Origin of the sequence: Streptomyces pseudovenezuelae (genome assembly GCF_029892565.1) — a bacterium.
Lineage (GTDB): Bacteria > Actinomycetota > Actinomycetes > Streptomycetales > Streptomycetaceae > Streptomyces > Streptomyces pseudovenezuelae_A.
The window spans coordinates 19,666-40,608 of the sequence record NZ_JARXVH010000019.1 but is presented as its reverse complement, the minus strand read 5'-3'; the positions used below and the strand labels follow the sequence as shown (position 1 = coordinate 40,608).

At 71.6% G+C, this 20,943-nt stretch carries 16 protein-coding genes and 1 pseudogene; 9 read left to right on the top strand and 8 right to left on the bottom strand.

The genetic code is table 11. The features are described from left to right. Positions 1-238 precede the first annotated feature (238 nt). Complete coding sequence (locus M2283_RS40800) at positions 239-1,816, top strand: alpha/beta hydrolase (RefSeq protein WP_280881611.1); 1,578 nt, start codon at positions 239-241, stop codon at positions 1,814-1,816. 30 nt (positions 1,817-1,846) lie between these two features. Here M2283_RS40800 and M2283_RS40795 read toward each other — a convergent pair whose 3' ends face one another. Continuing rightward, positions 1,847-2,272 (bottom strand): MarR family winged helix-turn-helix transcriptional regulator, encoded by a 426-nt coding sequence (locus M2283_RS40795; protein WP_280881610.1) that lies wholly within the window; start codon positions 2,270-2,272, stop codon positions 1,847-1,849. Between the two features lie 66 nt (positions 2,273-2,338). Between M2283_RS40795 and M2283_RS40790 the strand changes: the two genes are divergently transcribed. The 3 genes from M2283_RS40790 to M2283_RS40780 all read left to right on the top strand — a co-directional run bounded on the left by M2283_RS40790 (position 2,339) and on the right by M2283_RS40780 (position 5,044). Next, a complete protein-coding gene (locus tag M2283_RS40790; RefSeq protein WP_280881609.1) occupies positions 2,339-2,758 on the top strand; it encodes a PaaI family thioesterase in 420 nt (139 codons plus the stop codon). A 103-nt stretch (positions 2,759-2,861) separates the two neighbouring features. Further along, positions 2,862-3,959: a chemotaxis protein gene (locus M2283_RS40785; RefSeq protein WP_280881608.1), complete on the top strand. Its 1,098-nt coding sequence runs from the start codon at positions 2,862-2,864 to the stop codon at positions 3,957-3,959. Positions 3,960-4,030: 71 nt separating this feature from the next. Then, positions 4,031-5,044 carry a Gfo/Idh/MocA family protein gene (locus tag M2283_RS40780; protein WP_280881607.1) on the top strand — a complete coding sequence of 338 codons (1,014 nt, stop codon included), beginning with the start codon at positions 4,031-4,033 and terminating at the stop codon, positions 5,042-5,044. Positions 5,045-5,172: 128 nt separating this feature from the next. Here the strand turns inward: M2283_RS40780 and M2283_RS40775 are convergent. Continuing rightward, positions 5,173-5,827, bottom strand: a pseudogene (locus tag M2283_RS40775) (alkaline phosphatase family protein); the annotation flags it as partial. Between the two features lie 118 nt (positions 5,828-5,945). After that, entirely contained in the window at positions 5,946-6,359 is a 414-nt protein-coding gene (locus M2283_RS40770; protein ID WP_280881606.1) for an SsgA family sporulation/cell division regulator, read from the bottom strand. A 384-nt stretch (positions 6,360-6,743) separates the two neighbouring features. Between M2283_RS40770 and M2283_RS40765 the strand changes: the two genes are divergently transcribed. Further along, positions 6,744-8,177, top strand: coding sequence for a PP2C family protein-serine/threonine phosphatase (locus tag M2283_RS40765; protein WP_280881605.1), 1,434 nt, complete (start codon positions 6,744-6,746; stop codon positions 8,175-8,177). A 66-nt stretch (positions 8,178-8,243) separates the two neighbouring features. On the opposite strand, the gene M2283_RS40760 is transcribed toward M2283_RS40765, so the two are convergent. Further along, complete coding sequence (locus tag M2283_RS40760; RefSeq protein ID WP_280881604.1) at positions 8,244-9,734, bottom strand: DNA-binding protein NsdB; 1,491 nt, start codon at positions 9,732-9,734, stop codon at positions 8,244-8,246. A 233-nt stretch (positions 9,735-9,967) separates the two neighbouring features. Here M2283_RS40760 and M2283_RS40755 point away from each other — a divergent pair, with 233 nt between their 5' ends. Beyond that, positions 9,968-11,110 carry an aminoglycoside phosphotransferase family protein gene (locus M2283_RS40755; protein WP_280881603.1) on the top strand — a complete coding sequence of 381 codons (1,143 nt, stop codon included), beginning with the start codon at positions 9,968-9,970 and terminating at the stop codon, positions 11,108-11,110. 302 nt (positions 11,111-11,412) lie between these two features. Then, positions 11,413-13,377, top strand: coding sequence for an N-acetylmuramoyl-L-alanine amidase (locus M2283_RS40750; protein WP_280881602.1), 1,965 nt, complete (start codon positions 11,413-11,415; stop codon positions 13,375-13,377). A 4-nt stretch (positions 13,378-13,381) separates the two neighbouring features. On the opposite strand, the gene M2283_RS40745 is transcribed toward M2283_RS40750, so the two are convergent. From M2283_RS40745 to M2283_RS40735, 3 genes are all read right to left on the bottom strand, one after another. Next, the gene (locus tag M2283_RS40745) at positions 13,382-13,879 is read right to left on the bottom strand and encodes a hypothetical protein (RefSeq protein ID WP_124001281.1); all 498 of its coding nucleotides are present in this window, start codon (positions 13,877-13,879) and stop codon (positions 13,382-13,384) included. A 37-nt stretch (positions 13,880-13,916) separates the two neighbouring features. Further along, on the bottom strand, positions 13,917-16,799 hold the full coding sequence (locus M2283_RS40740) for an ATP-binding protein (RefSeq protein ID WP_280881601.1): 2,883 nt from the start codon (positions 16,797-16,799) through the stop codon (positions 13,917-13,919). A 184-nt stretch (positions 16,800-16,983) separates the two neighbouring features. After that, entirely contained in the window at positions 16,984-17,886 is a 903-nt protein-coding gene (locus M2283_RS40735) for a universal stress protein (RefSeq protein WP_280881600.1), read from the bottom strand. A gap of 419 nt (positions 17,887-18,305) precedes the next feature. Here M2283_RS40735 and uppS point away from each other — a divergent pair, with 419 nt between their 5' ends. Beyond that, positions 18,306-19,019, top strand: a complete 714-nt coding sequence (gene uppS / locus M2283_RS40730) for a polyprenyl diphosphate synthase (protein WP_280881599.1) — start codon at positions 18,306-18,308, stop codon at positions 19,017-19,019. 35 nt (positions 19,020-19,054) lie between these two features. Further along, a complete protein-coding gene (locus M2283_RS40725) occupies positions 19,055-20,527 on the top strand; it encodes an oxygenase MpaB family protein (protein ID WP_432423199.1) in 1,473 nt (490 codons plus the stop codon). Between the two features lie 102 nt (positions 20,528-20,629). On the opposite strand, the gene M2283_RS40720 is transcribed toward M2283_RS40725, so the two are convergent. After that, positions 20,630-20,872 carry a DUF397 domain-containing protein gene (locus M2283_RS40720; RefSeq protein WP_124001278.1) on the bottom strand — a complete coding sequence of 81 codons (243 nt, stop codon included), beginning with the start codon at positions 20,870-20,872 and terminating at the stop codon, positions 20,630-20,632. Positions 20,873-20,943: the final 71 nt, after the last annotated feature.

Sequence of the window (20,943 nt, the reverse complement as noted above, 5' to 3'; positions counted from 1 at the left end):
TGCCCGCACCGGATAAAACGCGGGCGAACCATCAGAGTTATGGCTAATCGGCCTTTCACCCCATCGAGCGGCACGGTTATCGAACTAGCCGTAAAACGGCCTCAGAGGTGTCGAGAGCGCACAGGGTAGGGCAGTTCGCCTCGCCCCGCTCGCCCGGAGGCGGGGGTTCCGGTGGCCGCTTATCGTGATCGAGGACGCCGTTCCTCCCGGTCCGCAGCGGGCGTCCCAGGAGGCATCGATGCTGGCCAAGCTGTCCACGCGGTCCGCGGTCCGGCGCTGCGCGTTCACCGGAGCCGTCGGCCTGGCCCTGCTCGCCGCCGGCCTGCCCGCGGTGGCCGCCGAGCGCCCGCAGCCCGACCTCTCACGGTTCTACCGGCAGAAGGTCGCGTGGTCGAAGTGCGACGGCATGGACGCGCCCAAGGATCTGCAGTGCGGCAAGGTCACGGTCCCGCTCGACTACGCCAGGCCCGCGGCCGGCACGCTCGACCTCGCGATGGCCCGCTACCGGGCGACGGGTGACAAGCGGGGCTCGGTGCTGTTGAACTTCGGCGGTCCGGGTGGCGCGGGCGTGAACGAACTCGCCGCCGGCGGGGACGAGTTCATGAGTCTGACCAACGCGTACGACGTGGTGAGCTTCGACCCGCGTGGCGTCGGCAGGTCCTCGCCGGTCAGCTGCGGCGACGGCTCCGACGAGGCCGCGGAGACCTCGGACGAGGACGCCGGGATGAGCGATCCGCAGGCCGTACTGCGGCAGTTGCGCACCGCCGCCGCCCAGTGCGCCGAGAACTCGGGGCCGGTCCTCCCCCACATCGGCACGGTGAACGCCTCCCGCGACCTGGACGTGATACGCCAGGCGGTCGGCGACAAGAAGCTCAACTACCTCGGTTTCTCCTACGGAACCCGGCTCGGCGCGGTGTACGCGGCCCAATTCCCCAAGAAGGTCGGCCGGTTGGTCCTCGACGGGGTCGACACACTGACCGAGCCGATGGCGGAGCAGGGGATCGCGGGCGCCGAGGGGCAGCAGACGGCTCTGGAGGACTTCGTCGGCTGGTGCGTGAAGGACGTCGCCTGTCCGTTCGGCCAGGACGCGCGCGACGCCCGCGAACAGGTCGTCCAACTCGTCGAGTCGCTGGACGAGGACCCGGTGCCGACGGACTTCGGCGAGGGGTTCACGGGCCAGGATCTCGTGGGTGCCATCGGCCAGGCCCTCTACAGCCAGGAGATGTGGCCCTCCCTGGAACGCGCCCTCGCCTCACTGGTCGAGGACGGCGACACCCGCGGGGTGATGGCCTTCGCGACCGGCGGAGTCGCCCTTCCCCACCGGGAGGACACGGGCGGCGGCCTGGTCGACGCGAACGACGTACCGCTCGACAATCTTCCGGCGGCGCTGATGGCGATCAACTGCGCGGACGATCCCGATCGCCCCGGCGCCGACCGGATCACCAAGGACCTCGGCCGGCTGCGCGAGGAGTACCAGAAGGCCTCACCGGTGTTCGGCCGCTACCGGCTCACCGAGGTACTGATGTGTTACGGCCGCCCCAAGGGCACGGACTTCATCCGCGACGACGTACGGAACGTGCACGGCCCGAAGATGCTCCTCGTCGGCACCCGCGGCGACCCGGCGACGCCGTACCGCTGGACCACGGAGACGGCGAAGCGGCTCGGCTCCTCTGCGGTGGTGCTGGACAACAAGGGCGAGGGGCACACCGGTTACGCCTCCTCGAAGTGCGTGCACGGCAAGGTGGACCGCTTCCTGCTGTACGGTTCCCTGCCGCCGACCGGGAGTTCGTGCGGGCCCGAGGACGAGGGCACCTGAGCACGGTGCCGCGCGGATCCGGCGTACCCCTCAAAGCTCCCAGTGGGCGAGCCGGTCCATCGCGCCCGCCGTCGACGTGAAGCCCTCCTCGCCGAGCAGCGCTCGCAGTTCGGCGTTGAAGCGGTCGATCTCCGGCTGGGCGGCGGCCAGGGCCGCGACGCCCGCCTCGCTCAACTCCAGCACCACGGCCCGGTGTTCACGCGGGTGCGGTCGCTTCGTCAGCAGGCCGGCCGTCGCGAGCCGGCCGACCAGCGGGGTGACACCGGATTCGCGCAGGCCGAGCGTGCGGGCGAGTTCCTGCTGGGTCAGCCCGGGGCTGTCCCGTACGGCGAACAGCGCGCCCAGCTGTGCGGTGGTGATGCCTGCGGCGGCCAGGCAGCGCCGGTCCGCCGTGGTGCGCAGCCGGTGGGCCGCCCGCTGGAGCAGGAAGAACAGGCGTTGGTCGGGCTCGGACATGGCCCGATGTTGACAGAGGCGGAGGGTTCACGCCACCCTCACTTCATCAGTGAAGTGAGGTGGATCGTGCCTGAGACACTCGACCTGGCACTCGCCCGCAAGGCCCTCGCGGCACAGCCGTTCAGCGCGCTGCTCGGCGCCCGGCTGACGGCGTTCGGGGACGGCGAGGCCACACTCGAACTCGACATCCGCGAGGAGTTGCTCCAGCAGTACGGCAGCGTGCACGGCGGGGTGCTTGCCTACGCGGCGGACAACGCGCTGGCGTTCGCCGCGGCGACGGTTGCCGGGACGCGGCTGATCACGACCGGGCTCACCATCGACTACCTGCGGCGGGCGACGGGCGAGGTGCTGCGCGCCCATGCCCGGGTGGTGCGGGCGGGGCGTACGCAGGCCGTGAGCCGGTGTGACCTGATGACTCTCGACGCGGGCGGTACGGAGACGCTGTGTGCGGTTGCCCAGGGCACGGTGGCGGTGAGCCGGAGCTGAGAGCTCATTGCCGTGGGCCGCGCGACGCTAACAGCGGTTTGTCGCTTTCGCCGTTCACGCTGCCCCTAATGCCCTATCGGCGAAACGGTCCTATCGTGCTGGTATGGAGCACGAGCTGAGTCCCGCAATGCTGTCCGAGCTCCGGCGCCCGCGCCCTTATCCGGCCGTGTCCGTGCTGACGCCGACCCATCGCCGGGAGCCCGAGAACGCCCAGGATCCGGTCCGGCTGCGCAATGTGGTGGCCGAGGCCAAGAAGCAGTTGGAGTCCGATCCCGCGGTGACCCGGGAGCGGCGCTCCGATGTCGTCCACCAGCTCGACCAGGCCCTGGCGGAGGTGGATCTGGCGCACGTCGAGGACGGTTTGGTGATCTTCGCCGCTCCGGGTGAGCACCAGGTGTGGTCGCTCGCGCGGACCGTGCCGGAGCGTGTGGTGCTGTCGGACACCTTCCTGACCCGCAACCTCGTCTCGGCGCAGGCCGCGGAGCGCCCGTTCTGGGTGCTGTCGGTCTCCTCCGACCGGGTCACCCTCTGGAGCGGCGGCGCCGACCGCGTCACCGAGGACACCTCCGGCGGGTTCCCGCTCGTCCGGAACCCGGAGAACTTCGACGCCGAGCGCCAGGAGCGGATCGGCGACATGCCGAGCACCTTCCGCGACGAGGGCACCCGCCACTTCCTGCGCGAGGCCGACGGCGTCATGGGCCTGGTCCTGCGCCGGCAGCCGCGCCCGCTGTACGTGACCGGTGAACAGGCGGCGCTCTCCCTCCTCGACGAGGTCGGCGGTGTCACCAGGGAAGCCGTGCACCTGCCGCACGGCGGCCTCGCGCACGGCACGCCCGACGCCGTGTGGCAGGCGGTACGGCCGTTGGTCGCCGCCGAGGCCCGCCGCGGCACCGACGCCGTGACCCACGCACTCGAATCCGCTCGCGGCCACAAGGCCTTCGCGGCCGGCGTCGACGAGGTCTGGCAGAGCGCCCAGGAAGGCCGCGTACGGCTGCTCGCCGTCGAGGAGAACTACCGCGTGACGGTACGAGACGTCGTCGACGGTCACCTCGTCCCGGCCGCGAGCGACGACCTCGACTCCCGCGAGGACATCGTGGACGAGATCGTCGAGCAGTGCCTGGAGACCGGCGCGGACGTCCGCTTCGTCCCGGACGGCACCCTCGGCGAGGTGCACGGGATCGCGGGCGTACTGCGCTACTGACGGCACCTCCCGCACCGCCACGGCCTCGGCGTACGCTACGCCGAGATCGTCGGCGGAGAGGAAGTGCGCACGTGGGTGACCTGTTGGGCGTTGCGGTACTGGGTGTCGGACACATGGGAGCCGACCACATACGACGCCTCGACCGAGTGGTGAGCGGCGCCAGGATCGCCGCCGTCGCCGATCCCGACCTCGCGTCCGCGAAGGAGGCGGTGGCCGGCCTCGACGGGGTCTCCGTGCACCCGGACCCGGAGGCCGCGCTCGACGCGCCCGGCGTGCAGGCCGTCCTGATCGCCTCACCCGGCCCCGCGCACGAGGAGGCGCTCCTCGCGGCCTTCGCCCGGGGGCTGCCGGTGCTGTGCGAGAAGCCCATGGTCCCGGACTCCGTCGGGGCGCTGCGCGTGGTGGAGGCCGAGGCGCGGCTCGGTCGGCGGCTCGCGCAGATCGGGTTCATGCGGCGCTACGACGCCGAGTACCGGCGCCTCAAGTCCCTGTTGGACGACGGGCGGTTGGGGCGTCCGCTCATGCTGCACTGCACTCACCGCAACGTCTCGTCCCCGCCGGGCTTCACCTCGGCGATGCTGATCAACAGCTCCGTCTCGCACGAGATCGACGCGGCCCGCTGGCTGCTCGGCCAGGAGCTCACCGCCGTGACCGTGCTGCGCCCCCGTCCCGCCGCCGGGGCGCCCGAGGGGCTGCTGGACCCGCAGTTCGTGCTCTTCGAGACCGAGGGCGGCGCCCTGGTCGACGTCGAGGTGTTCGTCAACTGCGGCTTCGGCTACCAGGTGCGCTGCGAGGCCGTCTGCGAGGCGGGCAGCGCGCGCATCGGCGACGAGCACTCGATGCTGGTCACCACCCGGGGCACCGCCGGCGAGGAGGTGCCGCAGGACTACCTCGTGCGGTTCGCCGACGCCTACGACCGCGAGGTGCAGTCCTGGGTGGACGCCACCCGGCGCGGCCAGGTCACCGGTCCGAGCGCGTGGGACGGATACGCGGCCTCCGCGGTCGCCGAGGCCGGGGTCAGGGCGCTGGAGAGCGGCGACCGCACGACCGTCGACCTCGCCCGACGCCCCGACCTCTACGCCTAGTTCAGCCGCTGATACTCGCCGCGCCCGACTCCAGGTGCCCGGTGAACCGGCGTGACCAGGTGGTGTCGGAGTCGACGGCGTAACGGGTGCTCACCTCAGCCGACTCGCCCGTCTTCGTGGCGTCGCCCGGCGAGGGCCTGGTGGACGAGGTTCACGAAGTGGGCGCCGCCACCGGGCGGGGCGTACGGGTGCTCGGAGTAGGCCCGGTTGGGGACCACCCAGGAGACCTGCGGGAGGGTGCCGGCGAGGACGTCCGCCTTGATGGCGGCGGCGATGTCGTCGGGGGTCGAGCCCGTCACCTTGGGGACGGAGGCCATGCCCCGGTCGTAGAGCGGGTCACCCGCCCTGGCGGAGGCGAACTTCTTGAAATAGGCGCAGGCGTTGTCGCCGTAGTTGTCCTGGGCGTTCTGGTAGACCTTCCAGCTCACCCCCGCGCTCTGCAGCGCCTCGGCGTAGTTCTGCCAGGTGAGGCCGGACACCCAGTTGTCGAGCCGGCCCGTGTTCCAGGCGAGTGCTGGGAGGACCAGGAGTACGGCAGGTCGCCGTTGCACTGGGCGAGGGTCTCGCCGTCGGTGCCGCCCGCGTCCGGGGTGGCGCTGAGCTTCCAGGGGTACTGCCGGCCCGAGCCGCCTGGCTGGTCGAAAACCGGGTACCCGCCGCCGAGCGTGATGCCGCTGCGGTCGTCGAAGCCGCGGCCGCCGTTCGGGTCGTGGCGCCCACTGACACGCCCGCCGCCACGGTGGCGCCGAGCCCCACGAAGCCTCTTCGGCTGATCTGTGTCATTCGCCCCGCACTCGTCACCGGCAGGCCCCTGCGGCACACCGCGCGCCAGGGTGCACGGGGTGATCGTCAGGGTCCGTACCCGCGCGATGAGCCGGAGACGAACAGAAGTCGGAGCGGCTCAGACATTGCCGAACAGGGCACTGATCCCGCGGTCGACGGCCGTGTCGAGGTCCTCCTCGCCGGTCGCCACCACGGCGTACGTCCGCAGCAGGAAGCGTTGCAGCGCGTCGGTGTCGAACTGGAGCAGGGCGAGGCCGAAGGGCGAGTGGAACTCCAGGACCGTACGGGCCCGTCCGCAGGGCCAGATGTGCACGTCCCCGGCGCCGGCCGGACCGCGCAGCCCCTCCTCCAGGAGGGAGCGCCCGAAGGTCCAGGTGACTCCGGTGCCGTCCAGCGAGACGTCCGGCGGGAACTCGACGTGCACGGCCAGCGGGTCCGTGGAGCTGTAGCGGAAGGTCGCGGGAACGGGCAGCTCCTGTTCTTCAGCAGTGATCAGACGACCGCGGGCGGGCTGCTCAAGAGTGATGTCCATGCTGTTACGACCCCGAAGGTGCCGTTTGCATTACGTCGAAGCGCCTATCAATTTCTGTGACCTGCATCACACGACCCAAACGGACCCGGGTGTACCGGATCCCCTGGTCAGATCATCCAGAACAAGAGACCATCGAACGCGCGCCTGAATGTCCACCCGGCATCCACAGCGACCCATCAACTCGCGTACCACGCCTACGACTTGACCGTCGGACGGCATACCGCAGTCGCAGGGCACCACCCACCCGCGAAGACGCTGACATATGCCAGAAGCACCACCGCATCGTGTGTTGCCAAATCCCTTACAGCGCGTCGCGGGCTGTGCGACAGTCGTAACCGTCCCTCCGTCAGCCCCGGCCGTACCGTCCCCGCATCGGAGTGCGTCATGTCGTCCCCTCTCTCTGCGGATCACCCAGCCGCCCAGCCGCCGGGAAGCGGCTCGGTCGACGCGCTGATATCGCAGACCCGACGGCTCAAGGGCGAGGTGGACGCCGTACGACGGGACGCGCGGACCGACGCGGCGGAACCCAGGGAGCGCTGGGAGCGCGCGCTGTACGATCTCGCGCTGCACCAACTCAGCGACCTCGACACGCACTTGGCGCAACTGCGGGACGGCCTTCCGCAGGCACCACCCGACGCCGCCGAGGCGGTGTCCCAGATACGGGCCGTGCCGCCCGCTCCCCGGCGCGGCTCGCTCCTCAGCCGGGTGGGCAGCGCCGAGTGGAACCTGCTGACGGACGAGGCGAGTTGGTCCGGCGAGCTCTATCAGATCCTCGGCCGTGACCCCGAGGCCCCGCCACTCACCCTCGACGAGCTGCCCTCCGTGGTGCTCGACGAGGACCGGGCCGGGCTGACGGCGATGGTCACGAGCTGTCTCGTCGACGCCAAGCCCATCGACGGGGAGTTCCGCGTCGTCCGCCCGGACGGCGAGGTGCGGACCGTGCACATGATGGGCGAGCCCGTGCTCGACGCCGACGGCAGCACCGTCTCGATGTGGGCCGTCCTGCGGGACGTCAGCGAACTGCGGCGCAGTCAGCGTGCGGTGAGCGAGACCCGTGACTCGCTCCAGCACCAGGAGCAGCGCGCGCGGACCGAGCACCGGCTCGCGGTCGAGCTGCAGCAGGCCGTGCTCCCGACCTGGCGCGGCTCCCCGCGCCTGGTGCATCAGGACCCCCAGCCCCTCGACCTGGCGGCGCACCATCTGCCGTCCTCGACGAGCGCGCTGATCGGCGGCGACTGGTACGACGCGCTCCAACTGTCCGACGGACAGACGCTGTTGAGCGTCGGCGACCTCACCGGACACGGCGTCGCCGTCGCCTCGGGCATGGCGATGCTGCTGGGCGCCGTACGGGGCATGGCGATGGCCGGCACCGAGCCGGGCCAACTGCTGTCCCTGCTCAACCAGTTACTCGACGCCACCGTCCAGCCCGCCCTGGGCAGCGCGGTCTGCTGCCGCTACCGCCCGGAGACCCGCACCCTCACCTGGGCCCAAGCAGGACACCCCGCCCCGCTGCTGTTCCGCAACGGGACGGGGCGCATGCTGCACACACCGGCCGGCGTCCTGCTGGGCGCGACCTCCGGCGCCTCCTACGCGCAGGCGGAAGAGGCCCTCGAGGTCGGCGACCTGCTCCTGCTGCACACCGACGGACTGGTGCCCGGGCGAGGCCGCCCGGAGACCGCACAGCAACTCCTCGACCTGGCCCCGCGCTTCGACGCGGCGCGCACCGCACAGGACTGCGTGCGGACGGTCGTGGAGGAGTTCGGCGGATCCGGGCGTGAGGACGACGCGTGTGTGCTCGTCGCCAAGGTGACGTCGTAGGCGGCGACACCGTCGGCACGGGCCCCGGTTGGCCGCCCGTCCAGATCTATTCAGCGCACAAACCCCCTATGCCCGTGCGCTGTTGCCTCCGTTCGCCCTCTTCGGCAGCGCCAGTTTGATCTCCTCCCGCAGCTCGCTGATCTTCGGGTAGCTGGAGTACTCGGCGGTGAGCCGGTACATCTGGCGCAGCCGGTCCCAGGTGCGGTGGGAGGAGTTGGATCCCATCGACATCAGGGCCAGGCGTGCGTAGCGGTCGGCCTGCTCCGGGTCGTCGGCGATGAAGCAGGCGGAGGCCATCGACAGGAAGTCGAAGATCTTCGACCGCTGCCGCCCGTCGACCCGCAGCGCCAGGGCCTTCTCCGCGTAGTGCTGGGCGTGCGCGGCGGCGCTCGGATCGTGCTCGGCCAGCGTCCGGTAGGCCAGAGCCTGCATGCCGTACAGGTCCTCCTCCTTGAACATCTGCATCCAGCTGGGCGGCGGCACGTCCGCCCCGTCGGAGACGAAGAGGTCCTCCGCCTGGCCGAGAGTTCGGCGCATCGCCTGGCCCTTGCCCATGGAGGCCTGTGCCCAGGCTTCGATGGTGTAGAGCATCGCCCTGGTGCGGGGCAGCACTTCTTCGCCCGAGCCGGACTTGGCGAGGTTCATCAGGTCGAGCGCGTCGTCGGGCCGGCCCAGGTGCACCATCTGGCGAGCCGCTCGGGAGAGCGCCTCGCCTGCGCGGGGCCGGTCACCACCCTCACGCGCGGCATGGGCGGCGATGACGAAGTACTTCTGGGCCGTGGGCTCCAGGCCGACGTCGTGCGACATCCAGCCCGCGAGGACGGCGAGATTGGCGGCGACGCCCCACAGGCGCCGCTGGAGATGGTCGGGGTGACGGTAGGCGAGCATGCCGCCCACCTCGTTGAGCTGGCCTACGACCGCCTTGCGTTGCAGCCCGCCGCCGCGGGCCGCGTCCCAGGCCCGGAACACCTCTACCGAGCGCTCCAGTTCCTCGATCTCCTGCGACCCGATGGGGGCGGCCTCATAGCGGTCGAACCCAGCGGGGTCGGCGTGCAGGGGATCGTCGAAACGGGGGGCGTCGGCCGCGAGGGCCGGATCGGAGTGCAGCCAGTCATACATGGCACTGGTGAGTGCGGATCCCGCGGCGAGCGCGGCACCCGCGCCCACCAAGCCGCGTCGGTTGAGCATGAGGTCCATTCCCGTGAATTCGGTGAGGACCGCGGCGGTTCGCTCGGGCGCCCACGGCACACCGTCGGGATGTTCAGCGCTCCCGCCGTCCTGCCGTCTCCCCGCACGCCCGTGCCGGACCAGACCGAGGTCCTCGATGGTCACGACACGGCCGAGACGCTCGGTGAACAGAGCCGCCAACACCCGCGGCACCGGATCGCGCGGGACTTCGCCCGTGTCGATCCACCGCCGCACTCGCGAAGTGTCGGTCGACAGCTGGGGGTGGCCCGTGGCCGCCGCCTGCCGGTTGACCAGCCTCGCGAGCTCACCCTTGGACCAGCCGGCCAGGCCGAACAGGTCCGACAAGCGGGAGTTGGGTTGTCCACTCACGTCAAGCCCCCAGGTTCTCGGCTGAGTTGAACATAGCCCGGTGCACGTTGCCGGGCGACTATTCGCCACGGTTCGCCAGGGTGCGCCAGATGGTGTGCCACTGCACATCTGGTGTCAGGTAGGAACGCGCCACCCCGACCCGGTCACCGAGGGACATTCCCCAGGGTGCATCCGAGGGGCCGGGCCGGGTAGCGCACCGTCGTCGCAGGCACACGAAGGGATCTGTTTCGCCCATGTACGCAGCATCGTCCTCCGTGTCCGCCCCGCCCCGGTCGCTGCACCCCCGTCCGGCGGGCAGCGGCCCTTACCTCGACCCCGCCGCGCGTCCCGCGGCCCCCGCGCTGGGCGCGGGCCGGACGCGGCGTGTTCCGGGGCTCGGCACCCAACCGCTCAGCGGGAGACTCGACTTGTCCGGCCCTCAGGGCGCCCAGCTGCGCACGGCGCTCGCGTCGGTGCACCGGATCTGCCCGGAGTTCGCTCCGGTCCAGGTGCTGCGCCGCAGCGGACGCTCCGTGCTCCTGGTCGGCACGACCGGGCGCAGCACGGCCGTCGCCAAGTGTTTACTGGACCACTCCCCCGCCTGGGCGGAGCGGATCCGCCACGAGATAGCCGCCTACCGCTCGTTCGTCCGGCACCGCCCCCCGGTGCGCGTCCCGCGGCTGATCGCGGCGGACCCGGACAACTGCACGCTGGTGATCGAGCGGATGCCCGGACGCGTGGCTGCACTCCAGCGCCACCCCACCGAGGCCCCGCCCCGTGCGGACATCCGGGCGGCGTTCGGCGCGATCTGCCGACTGAACGCATGGCGGCCACCGGCCGGCACGTTCGACGCCCCCCTGGACTACGCGGCCCGTATCTCCCGCTACCACGAGCTGGGTCTGCTCACCGACCGCGACATGGGCGACCTGCAGAAGCTGCTGCACGGTATCGCGCACTCGGCGGGCCGCCAGGGCATGGGCCAGTTCTGCCACGGCGACGCTTTGCTGTCGAACATTCTCCTGTCCCCGGCCGGTCCAGTGCTGGTGGACTGGGAGCACGCGGGCTGGTACCTGCCCGGATACGACCTGGCGACGCTCTGGTCGGTCCTCGGCGACGCACCGGTGGCCCGCCGACAGATCAGCCAGCTCGCGCAGTCCGCCGGCCCGGCCTCCCGGGACGCGTTCCTGGTGAACCTGATGCTCGTACTGACCCGTGAGATCCGTACCTACGAGACGGCCGTGCAGCGTTCGATGCACGACTCGACCCCGGCGGCACCGGGAGCGGCCCACCCGGGCGCTGCGCCGTCCGGCGAGGAACAGCGGCTGCTGCTGAGGCGGCTGCACGACGACTGCCAGCTGGCCCGCCGGGCCGTGCGCGCGGCGGTCGGCACTCGCTGACGGGGACGACGATCCGCGGTGCGCCCAGAACGGTGGCGTGCCGCGGATTTTCGTATGCGCCGCCGGGTGGATCCGCACATGGCCGTTCAAATGTCCCCACCTCGGCTCCTGCACCCATTGGTATACGCCACTGACGCACCGCAGGCCCGTGAGCCTGCGCCAAGAAACTCCTTTGCCCTCGTGTTGACGTGGGAAATCTGGTTGCCCTGGGCATGATTGACGGATCGTCTGCAAGCCGGTACCACTGAGCCACCGCCCGGCCCTGCACGCCCCGCCACGCTCGTTCGTCCCAGGAGGCTGCATTGCGATCCGCCCCCGACCCCACGTCCACGCCCGGCAACAGACGCGCCCGCAGGACCGCGGGCGCTCTCGTCTCGGCGGCCCTGCTGCTGCCCCTGATCGGCGCGGCCCCGGCGGCCGGCGCCGGGTCCTCCGCGGACCGGCTGCAGCTGGCGTTCAGTTCGGCCGCCGCCGAGTACCACGTGCCGCAGAGCGTGCTGCTCGGCGTCTCCTATCTCCAGTCCCGTTGGGACGCGCACGCCGGGGCGCCGAGCGTCACCGGCGGCTACGGCCCGATGCACCTCACCGACGCCCGTACCGCGCTCGCCACGGCCTCGCACCACAGCGAGGGCGCGGAGGACGCCCGCGGCGACAGCGCCCGCGCCGCTCTGCACCCCGACACGAAGGTGCCGGCGAACTCCGAACTCCCGGCCCGCCTCAAGACCTTGACCAAGGCCGCCGAACTGACCGGACTCAGCCAGGCCGAGCTGCGTACCGACCCCTCGGCCAACGTGGCCGGCGGTGCCGCGCTGCTGGCCGAGGCGCAACAGAAGCTGGGCGAACCCCTCAGCGCCGATCCGGCCGAGTGGTACGGAGCGGTGGCCCGCTTCTCCGGCGCGGACGACAGCGCCACGGCGGCCGCGTACGCGAACGACGTCTACGACGTGCTCCGCACCGGCGAGGACCGCACCACCGACGCGGGTCAGCAGATCGCCCTCGCCGCGCAGCCCGGCCTGGCCCCCGACACCGCGCAGCTGAAGCGGACCGGCCTGCGCACCCTGTCCGCCGCCGGCACGGAGTGCCCGAGGTCGGTGTCCTGCGAGTGGATCCCGGCGCCCTACGAGGAGTTCGGGGACAACGACTACGGCAACCACGACCTGGGCGACCGCCCGGCCTCGCAGAGCATCAAGTACATCGTCATCCACGACACCGAGGGCACGTGGGACGGCGTACTGAACCTGGTCCAGGACCCCACCTACGTCTCCTGGAACTACACGCTGCGCTCCACCGACGGCCTCATCGCCCAGCACGTGAAGGCCAAGGACGTGGCCTGGCACGCGGGCAACTGGTACGTCAACGCCAAGTCGATCGGCCTGGAGCACGAGGGCTTCCTGGCCGCGCCGGACGCCTGGTACACGGAGGCGATGTACCGCTCGTCGGCCCGCCTGGTGAAGTACCTCTCCGCGAAGTACCGCATCCCGCTGGACCGGCAGCACATCCTCGGCCACGACAACGTGCCGGGCCCGACCACGTCGACCGTCCCCGGCATGCACACCGACCCCGGCCCCTACTGGGACTGGCGCCACTACTTCGACCTGCTGGACCGCCCGTTCAAGGCCACCGCCGGCAAGAAGGCCGGTCTGGTCACCATCCGCCCCGACTACGCCACGAACCAGCCCGCGTACACGGGATGCGTCACCAAGGGCCAGCCGTGCGCGTCCCACGGATCCAGTGAGGTCCGCCTGTATTCGGGCCCCGGCGAGACCTACCCGCTGATCAAGGACATCGGCCTCGGCACGACACCGACCACCGACGTGAACGACCTTTCCTCACGGGTCTCCACCGGCCAGCAGTACGCGGTCGCCGGCCGCGACGGCGACTGGACGGCGATCTGGTACCTGGGCCAGAAGGCCTGGTTCAAGAGTCCGAAGAAGGCCCCGGTCGCGGTCGGCGCGCGCGGTCTGGTGGTGACCCCGAAGCCCGGCCTCGCGAGCGTCCCGGTCTACGGCCGCGCCTACCCGGAGACGACCGCCTATCCGACGGGCGTCCCCGCACAGGCGATCTCACCACTGCCGTACACCATTCCGGCGGGCCAGAAGTACGTCGTCGGCGACAAGCTGCCGGGCGAGTACTACTACGCGGTCACCTTCACGACCGACTCGCACAAGGTCGTGGTCGGCAAGGATCTCTACTACGAGATCCAGTACGGCCACCGGGTCGAGTTCGTGCGGGCGGCGGACGTGAACGTGGTGCCGTCGCGGAAGTAGCCGGTCAGCCCTGCTGGAACAGCTCCGCCGGGAGCGGTTTCAGCAGGGCGTACAGGTCGTCCGTGATGGGACGGTCCCAGGCGGCGATGGTCACCAGGACGTTGTCGCTGCGGTCGAACTGGACACAGGAGATCCGGCTCTCGGAAAGCTTGAGCCGGCGCACGATCAGCAGGTTGTCGCCCTGCATCACGGGCATGTCCTCGGCTCCCGTGACGGTGACCTCCTCCTCGTTCTCCAGCGCGACCAGCAGCTGGGCCACCTCGAAGGGGACCTCGCCCTCGGCGACGTCACGGGCCGGAGATCCCTCGGGCAGGTTGCCGATGATCATCGCGGGGCCGCGGCCGCCGAACAGGTCGTAGCGCAGGAAGACGCCTTGGCAGCTGCCGTCGGGCGCGGGCAGCAGACCGGCGCCCAGATTGCCGGGCCAGTCGCCCGGGTCCATGGCGAGTACGTCGAATTCGGGCCCGGCGGGAGTGGCGCTGCGGCGGCGGAGGAACGACATGCGCCCATGGTAAGGGGCCGGGAGGCAGTCGTGCGGCTCAGGTCGGCTTCAGGGCCGCCGCGAGACCGGTGCCTTCGGTACCCATCTTTCGGTACACCGCGGACAGCAGGCGTACCGCCGTGGGCTCGTCCACGCGCAGCTCCCTCGCGATGTCCGCTTCGGTGCTGCCCTGGGCGGCCAGGTTGGCCGCCGCGCGTTCGCGGGCGGTGAGGGTGTCGGTCTCGGTGCTGTGCAGGCGGCGGGGGCGCAGGCCGGCGGCGACGAGTTCGGCGCGGGCCGAATCGACCAGGCCGTCGGCACCGCACTGGACGGCCGCGTCGAGGCCTCGGTAGAGGTGTTCGGCCGCTTCGGTGGGGCGGCCGGTGCGGCGCAGTTCGGTGCCGAGGGCGACCAGGGCGCAAGCGAGTTCGTAGGCGGCCGGTGAGCGCTCCAGGTGGGTGACGGCCTCTTCCAGGTGCTTCACGCGGGTCGAGCCGGAGGAGACCTCGGCGGCGGCGCGCAGGGCCTGGCCGATGGCGGACGGGGCGCCGAACTGACGGGCGCGCAGGACCGCTTCGAGGACGGTGGCGACGGCGCGTTCGGGGGCGTCGGGGCTCTCGGCGCGGGCGAGGTGGAGCTGCCAGGGGCACCAGGCCGGGTTGCGGATGCCACGGGGGTCCAAGCGGCGGCCGGCGGCGGCCAGTTCGGCGGCGGCGTCCTTGTGCAGGCCGCGGGCGAGCAGGAGTTCGCCGTACACGGTCTGGGAGTCGGGGAAGACGACGGCGGCCGGGAAGGGCGGTCCGAAGGAGTAGTGCTCGGCGGTTTCGGTGGCCTCGGCGACCTGGCCGCGGGCGAGGAGGACCTCGATGAGGATGCCGACGGCGTACCAGTGCGCGGGGGTACCGGGGCCGACGCGTTCGGCGATCCTGAGCCCGGCGCGGACGAAGTCCTCGGCCTCGGCGAGCCGGCCGCGGCGGTAGCGGAGGTAGGCGAGGAGCGTGTAGGCGAAGGAGAGGTGGGCACCGCGCCAGCCCTGTTGTTCGTAGTCGGCGATGCCGGCGGCGAAGAGTTCCTCGGTGCGGCCGGGGCGGTCGGCGTACATGAAGGCGAGGGCGACCAGGACGGGCACCTCGAAGCCGCGGTCCGGTTCCGCCCAGCGCAGTCCGCCGGCCAGGGCGCGTTCGGCGTGGTGGAGGGCGACGTGGGCGGGCTCGCCGCGCAGGATCGCGTCCCAGGTGCGCAGTCCGATGATGTACCGCTCGGTGAGGTCGTTGCCCTTGAGCCGGTCGGCGAGCTTGGTGAGGCGGCGGGAGCGGGAGGGGTGGTCGGGTTCGTCGGCGCGGAAGGCGTCCCACATGAACTGCTCGGCGAGCATGCGCAGCCGTACGCGGGCGTCGTCGGTGACGCGGATCTCGCGGGCGAGGGTGTCGGAGGACTCGGCGAGGCGGTCGCTGTGGGCGAGGACCTGGGAGAGCCGGTAGACGATGTTGTGGCGCAGGTCGGGGTCGCCGATGGACTCTTCCAGGGCGGCGCGCAGGTGGTTGACCGTGGTGGCCGGTTCGGTGAGCAGGGAGGCGGAGCCCAGTTCGTACAGGACGGCGGCCCGGTCCTCGAAGGGCGGGGGTTCGCGCAGGGCGCGGGCCAGGTAGCGGCGGGCCGCGTCGGGGGCGCCGGCCCGGAGGGTCTCCTCGGCGGCGGCGCGCAGTTGGTGCACGACCCAGGTGTCGCCGTCGGGGTGGGTCTCCAGGAGGTGACGGGCGGCGGCCGACGGGCCGAGGCCGTCGTTGATCACGCACCAGGCGGCCTGGCCGTGCAGGGCGACGCGGACGCCCTGCGGGATGGCCCGGTAGACGGCGGTGGCGATCAGCGGGTGGACGAACTCCAGGGTGTCGCTGCCGGCGAGGATCCGGGCGCCGCGCAGGGCGTCGGCGGCGTCGGCGGCCTCCTCGTGGCCGAGTCCGGCGACGGCCGCGGCCAGGGTGGGGTGGATCTCGGTGCCGAGGACGGCGCAGGCCCAGGCGAAGCGGACGGTGGAGGTGCCGAGACGCTCGATGCGGGCGACGAGGCCACTGCCCTTGACGGCGGCGGCGAGGTCGCGCAGCAGGTGGGCGCCGGTGCCGGTCGGGGTCAGGTCGCGGTCGCGGACCTTGGCGAGGAGTTCGACGGTCTCGAAGGGGTTGCCCGAGGTGACGGCCCAGCATTCGCGGCAGAAGGCGTCGTCGGCGTCCGTGCCGAGTGCCTCGCGGACCAGGCGGGCGACGGCGGCGGCGCTGAGCGGCTCCAGGTCGAGGGGGCGTCCGCCCGCGCGTCCGGGCAGTTCCCTGAACGACTCGGCGTGGTCGGGGAGTTCGTCGGGGCGGTAGGCGACGACGATCAGCAGCGGGAGTTGCTCGGCCCGGGGCGCGAACGCGGCGAGCCAGCGCAGGGATTCGGGGTCGGCCCAGTGGGTGTCGTCAAGGACGAGGACCATCGGGGCGCGCTGCACGGCGAGGTGGGTGAGCACCCAGTCGAGGCCGTCGCTGAGGCCCTGCGGGTCGGGCGGGGCGCCGTAGGCGGGCGCGCACAGGCCGAGGGCGGGGCCGACGATGTCGTACCAACTGCCCATCGAGGCACGGAGATCGGCCTCCGCCGACCCGGCGAACTGGGGTTGCAGCAGCTGGCGGGCGACGTGGAAGGCGACGCGTTGTTCCTGGTCGCCGCCGCGGGCGGACAGGACGGTGCAGCCGCGGGCGGCGGCGCGGCGGCGGACCTCGGCGAGCAGGGTGGTCTTGCCGATGCCGGCCCGTCCGGCGACGGCGAGGAGGGCGCCGCGCGGGCGGGCGGCGGGCTCGGCCCCGTCCGTGCGCAGGCCGGTGAGCGCAGCCAACGCCTCGTCGACCGCGGCGAGTTCACTCTCGCGTTCGAACAGAGTCCTGCCGCTCCGTGCGCTGCGCTGCGCCATGGTCGCACCCCCTGCCACGGCGATGCACCCACGCGGGGAGCGAGCGCGCACCGTGACCTACAGGCAGCTCAGAGTACGCCTCGCGGTGTGCGTGCGGCCGACCTCCACGGAAGTCGTTTCAGGTGGTGAGGCCGGGGAGTTCGGAGTCGGCCGCCGTTCGAAGCCGTGCCGCCACTCTGCCCCCTCACACCTCTCCCGCCGCGGGCGGCACCACCGCCACCGGGCTGGCCGCGTGCAGCAGGACCGCCTGGGTGACCGAGCCCAGCATGCGGGCGGGGGCCAGGAGACGGCGGCGGTGGCGGCCGACGACGACCAGGTCGGCGTCCTTGGAGGCCGCGACGAGGTGGCCTGCCGCGTCACCCGGGGCCGCGAGGGCGTCGGCGCGGACGTCCGGGTGCTCTGCGCGGTACGGGGCCAGGAAGCCCTCGGCGAGGGTCCAGGTCTCGTTCTCGATGACGTCCTGGTCCATCGCGGGCGGTACGAGTTCGCCGGCGGTGGCCCAGGTCTGCACCGGCCAGGCATAGGCGGCGATCACCTGGAGGCGGGCACCGCGCAGCGCGGCCTCGGCGAACGCGAAGGAGAGCGTCGCCTCGTCGGGGCTGTCCACCTGGAGGCCCACCACCACCCGCGGACCGGGCTCGGCCGGCAGCTCGTCGTGAACCTCTCGCCCGGGCCGCGGTACGACGACCACGGGGCACTCGGCGTCGCGCGCTGCGGCCATGCCGTTGGAGCCGAGCAACAGGCTGGCGAAGCCGCCCCGGCCACGGGAGCCGAGCACCAGCAGTTGGGCGGAGGTGCCCAGTTCGGGCAGGACGGCGGCCGAGACGCCCTCCAGCGCCACGTACTCCGTCGACGGCAGGTCGGCCCGGTCGTCGAGGTGTCCGCGCACCTCGACGAGGACCGGGTCGTCGTCCGCCTCGGGCAGCCCGGCGACCAGGACACCGGGCTGGGTCCAGGCGGCGTACTGCCGCACGTGCACCACTCTTAGCGCCGCCCCGCGTCTGCGGGCGTCGTCGGCGGCCCAGTCCAGGGCACGCAGGCTGTCGTCCGAACCGTCGACCGCCGCGATGACCGGCAGTGCGTTCATGGGTCCTCACCTCCGGAGTACGACCTTCCGCTCTCGGGGGCCAGCCTCGCGCAGAGGCCGGCCCGGCAGAGCCCTGAAGATCGCGTGTCCGGAAAAACGGGCGGAACACCCCCCGGATCGGCCCGCCGGCTCTGTTGCTGTGCCCTGAAGCCCAGGCGGGGGCAGTGTCGATTCGGACGGAGGTACCAAGAGTGAAGTCGCCGAACTTGCACCTGGCACAGGGCGAGTCGCTGACACGCTGGTTCAGGTGACCGGATCAGCGCACTGAGCTGCGCTGTTGGGGTTGCGGGGGCCTTCGGACGGGCCTCGGGGCGGGACGGCGTCGGAGCAGTTGCTGGGGGGCGGGCGTGACAGTTCAGCAGGCCGTTGGCGGCTCTGGTTCCGCCGCTCGTGGACCGGACGGCGAGGTACCGCGCCGGGTGCCACGTCATGTCGCGTGCGTGATGGACGGAAACGGCCGGTGGGCGGCTCAGCGGTCGCTGCCGCGTACCTCCGGTCACCGCGCCGCGGAGACGACCGCCATCGACGTCATCGAGGCGGCGAGGGCGGCCGGAGTCGAGTGGCTGAGCATGTACGCGTTCTCCACCGAGAACTGGGGGCGCCCGAGTGCCGAGGTCGACTACCTCATGCGGTTGGTGCGCCGGGTGGTGCGCAAGCACGCCCCGCTGCTGCACGCGCGGGGGATCCGCTGTCGCTTCCTCGGTGTCACCGATCCCCGCATTCCCCCGGCGCTGGCCCGGGACTTCGCCGACCTGATGACGCTGACCGGCGACAACCGCGGCCTGACACTGACCGTCGCCTTCGATCACGGCGGGCGCCGGGACATCGTCGAGGCCGCGCGATCGCTGATCCGCGACGGCGTGCCGGCCGACGGCGTGACCGAGCAGACGTTCGCCGCGCATCTGCCCTTTCCCGACACTCCCGATGTGGACCTGGTCATCCGTACCTCGGGTGAACAGCGCATCTCCAACTTCATGCTGTGGCAGGTCGCGTACGCCGAGTGGGTCTTCCCACCGGTGCTGTGGCCCGACTTCCGCGCACCGCACTTCCTGGAGTGCCTGCACGCCTACCGGCAACGCGAACGCCGTTTCGGCGGCGTCCCGCCCCACCCGAACGGAGAACTTCGATCGTGACCGACGCAGGTTCCGGCATCCCCGACAGCACCGGTATCGGACCCGCCGACCGGGCCGGCGACTCCCAACGGCCCAACAGCGGTGGAGACTTGGCGCCCTTACTCGGCCCGGGCTCGCAGTTCGACGAGTTCTTCAACGATCCTCGCTGGGCGCTGGCCGTGGTGCGGGCGACCGTACTGGAGGCCGCGCATCCGCAGATCGGCGCCGCCCTGATCGACAACTCCACGTTCGTGGCCCACCCCTGGCGCAGGCTGCACAACACCTTCCTGAGCCTGCGGCGCATGTTCGGCGCCGACGACAACGTACGGCACCGGGAGGCGGCGCGGCTCAATCGTCTGCACGCACGGTTGAACGGGACCGACGCCCGCGACCGGCCCTACGACACGATGGACCCCGAGGCGCGCGCCTGGGTGGTGGCGACGCTGTTCGAGAGCACGGTCACCATGTTCCGGCTGAGCGGGCAGCCCCTGGAACAGCGGGCCATGGAAAGGCTGTACGCCGAATTCCAGGCGTTCCTCGCCGTCCTGGGAGACGAAGCCGGTCAGCTGCCCGCCACGCTCCACGAGTTCTGGCGCTACTACGACCGTGTGGTGGAGGAGGAGCTGGAGAACACGGAGGCGATGCGCATCATCCTCTACAAGCTCTTCGACCACCTTCCCGCTCCGCCCCTGCTGAACGGTCTGCCCACCCTGTGGGCGGTCGGCCGCGCGGTCGGCGGTCCGGTCATCGGAGCCATCACCGTGGCCTCGCTTCCCGAGCCGTTCCGCCGCCGGGCGGGACTGCCCGAACTGCCCGGCGTCCAGACGCTGATGCAGAGTGCCTACCTGGCCGTCGGTCTGGCCCGCTTCATGCCCGACGGCTGGATCCAGGCCGAGAACATCGCCGACATGCTGGCGCTCTCCCCCGACAGCGACGACCCTCGCGCACGGACAGTCCGCGCTCTGCACCAGAGGATGAAGCGAGTCGGCGCCTTCCTCAGGCTCGTCACCCCGTTCGCCCCGGAACCGGAGCCCGGCGCACACGGAGGGATCCAGCGCGGCGCCGAGGAGTTCTTCCGGGAGGTGCTGGACCAGACCGGCGACGGCTACCTGGACTGGCCGGACCTCGCCGCCATGGCCCGCGAGCTGTCCACCCGCCTCGACCTCGACGAGCCCGAGGAGACCAGGCTCTACAACGCCTACGCCGACTGGTGGCGGGAACTCCAGAGCGCCCTCGACGCCGACGGCGACGGCCGCGTCAGCGCCCAGGAATACGCCACGGGCGCTCCGTCCCTGGCCGGACCCGCACTGATCAGAGTGGCGGAGGTCCTCTTCGACGTCACCGACAAGGACGGCGACCAGCGCATCGACGCGGACGAGTACCGGTCCCTGTTCCAGACAGCGTTCCACCGCGACACCACCGCCACCGGCGGCGCGTACACCCGCAGCGCGTTCGTCAAGGACTTCCTGTCCTTCATGTCCGGCCGACAGCGCTCGACCCCGTACGACCCGCTGCTCGCCCAGGCGTGACCACCCTCCCGACGCCGTGTACGGCACGCGGTCCGGCCGCCACCCCTGCGGGTGAAGGCCGGACTGAAGGTGTCCCTGCGTGCTTGCCGCGAACCCGTCGGCTCAGGTGAGGTCGAATTCACCTTCCCTCGCGCCCGACACGAAGGCGCCCCATTCCGCGGGTGTGAAGATCAGGGAAGGGCTCTCCGGGCGGCCGCTGTTGCGCATCGCGATGAATCCCTCGACAAAAGCGATCTGGACATCCCCCAGGCCACGGCTGCTCGAGTGCCAATCGGCCTCACTGAGGTCCAGCTCCGGCTTGTCCCAGCCCACGAGTGGGTGCTGCTGGATGGTGCTCTCGGCCACGTCCGTGCTCCTCCCGATTGCGTCGTCCGCGGCCAGCCTAGCGATCGGTCACGACTGCCAACAGGCCACGT

Coding starts and splice junctions, on each gene's coding strand:
- M2283_RS40800 (WP_280881611.1), top strand. CDS start 239: ATGCTGGCCAAGCTGTCCACGCGGTCCGCGGTCCGGCGCTGCGCGTTC.
- M2283_RS40795 (WP_280881610.1), bottom strand. CDS start 2,272: ATGTCCGAGCCCGACCAACGCCTGTTCTTCCTGCTCCAGCGGGCGGCC.
- M2283_RS40785 (WP_280881608.1), top strand. CDS start 2,862: ATGGAGCACGAGCTGAGTCCCGCAATGCTGTCCGAGCTCCGGCGCCCG.
- M2283_RS40770 (WP_280881606.1), bottom strand. CDS start 6,359: ATGGACATCACTCTTGAGCAGCCCGCCCGCGGTCGTCTGATCACTGCT.
- M2283_RS40765 (WP_280881605.1), top strand. CDS start 6,744: ATGTCGTCCCCTCTCTCTGCGGATCACCCAGCCGCCCAGCCGCCGGGA.
- M2283_RS40755 (WP_280881603.1), top strand. CDS start 9,968: ATGTACGCAGCATCGTCCTCCGTGTCCGCCCCGCCCCGGTCGCTGCAC.
- M2283_RS40745 (WP_124001281.1), bottom strand. CDS start 13,879: ATGTCGTTCCTCCGCCGCCGCAGCGCCACTCCCGCCGGGCCCGAATTC.
- M2283_RS40740 (WP_280881601.1), bottom strand. CDS start 16,799: ATGGCGCAGCGCAGCGCACGGAGCGGCAGGACTCTGTTCGAACGCGAG.
- M2283_RS40735 (WP_280881600.1), bottom strand. CDS start 17,886: ATGAACGCACTGCCGGTCATCGCGGCGGTCGACGGTTCGGACGACAGC.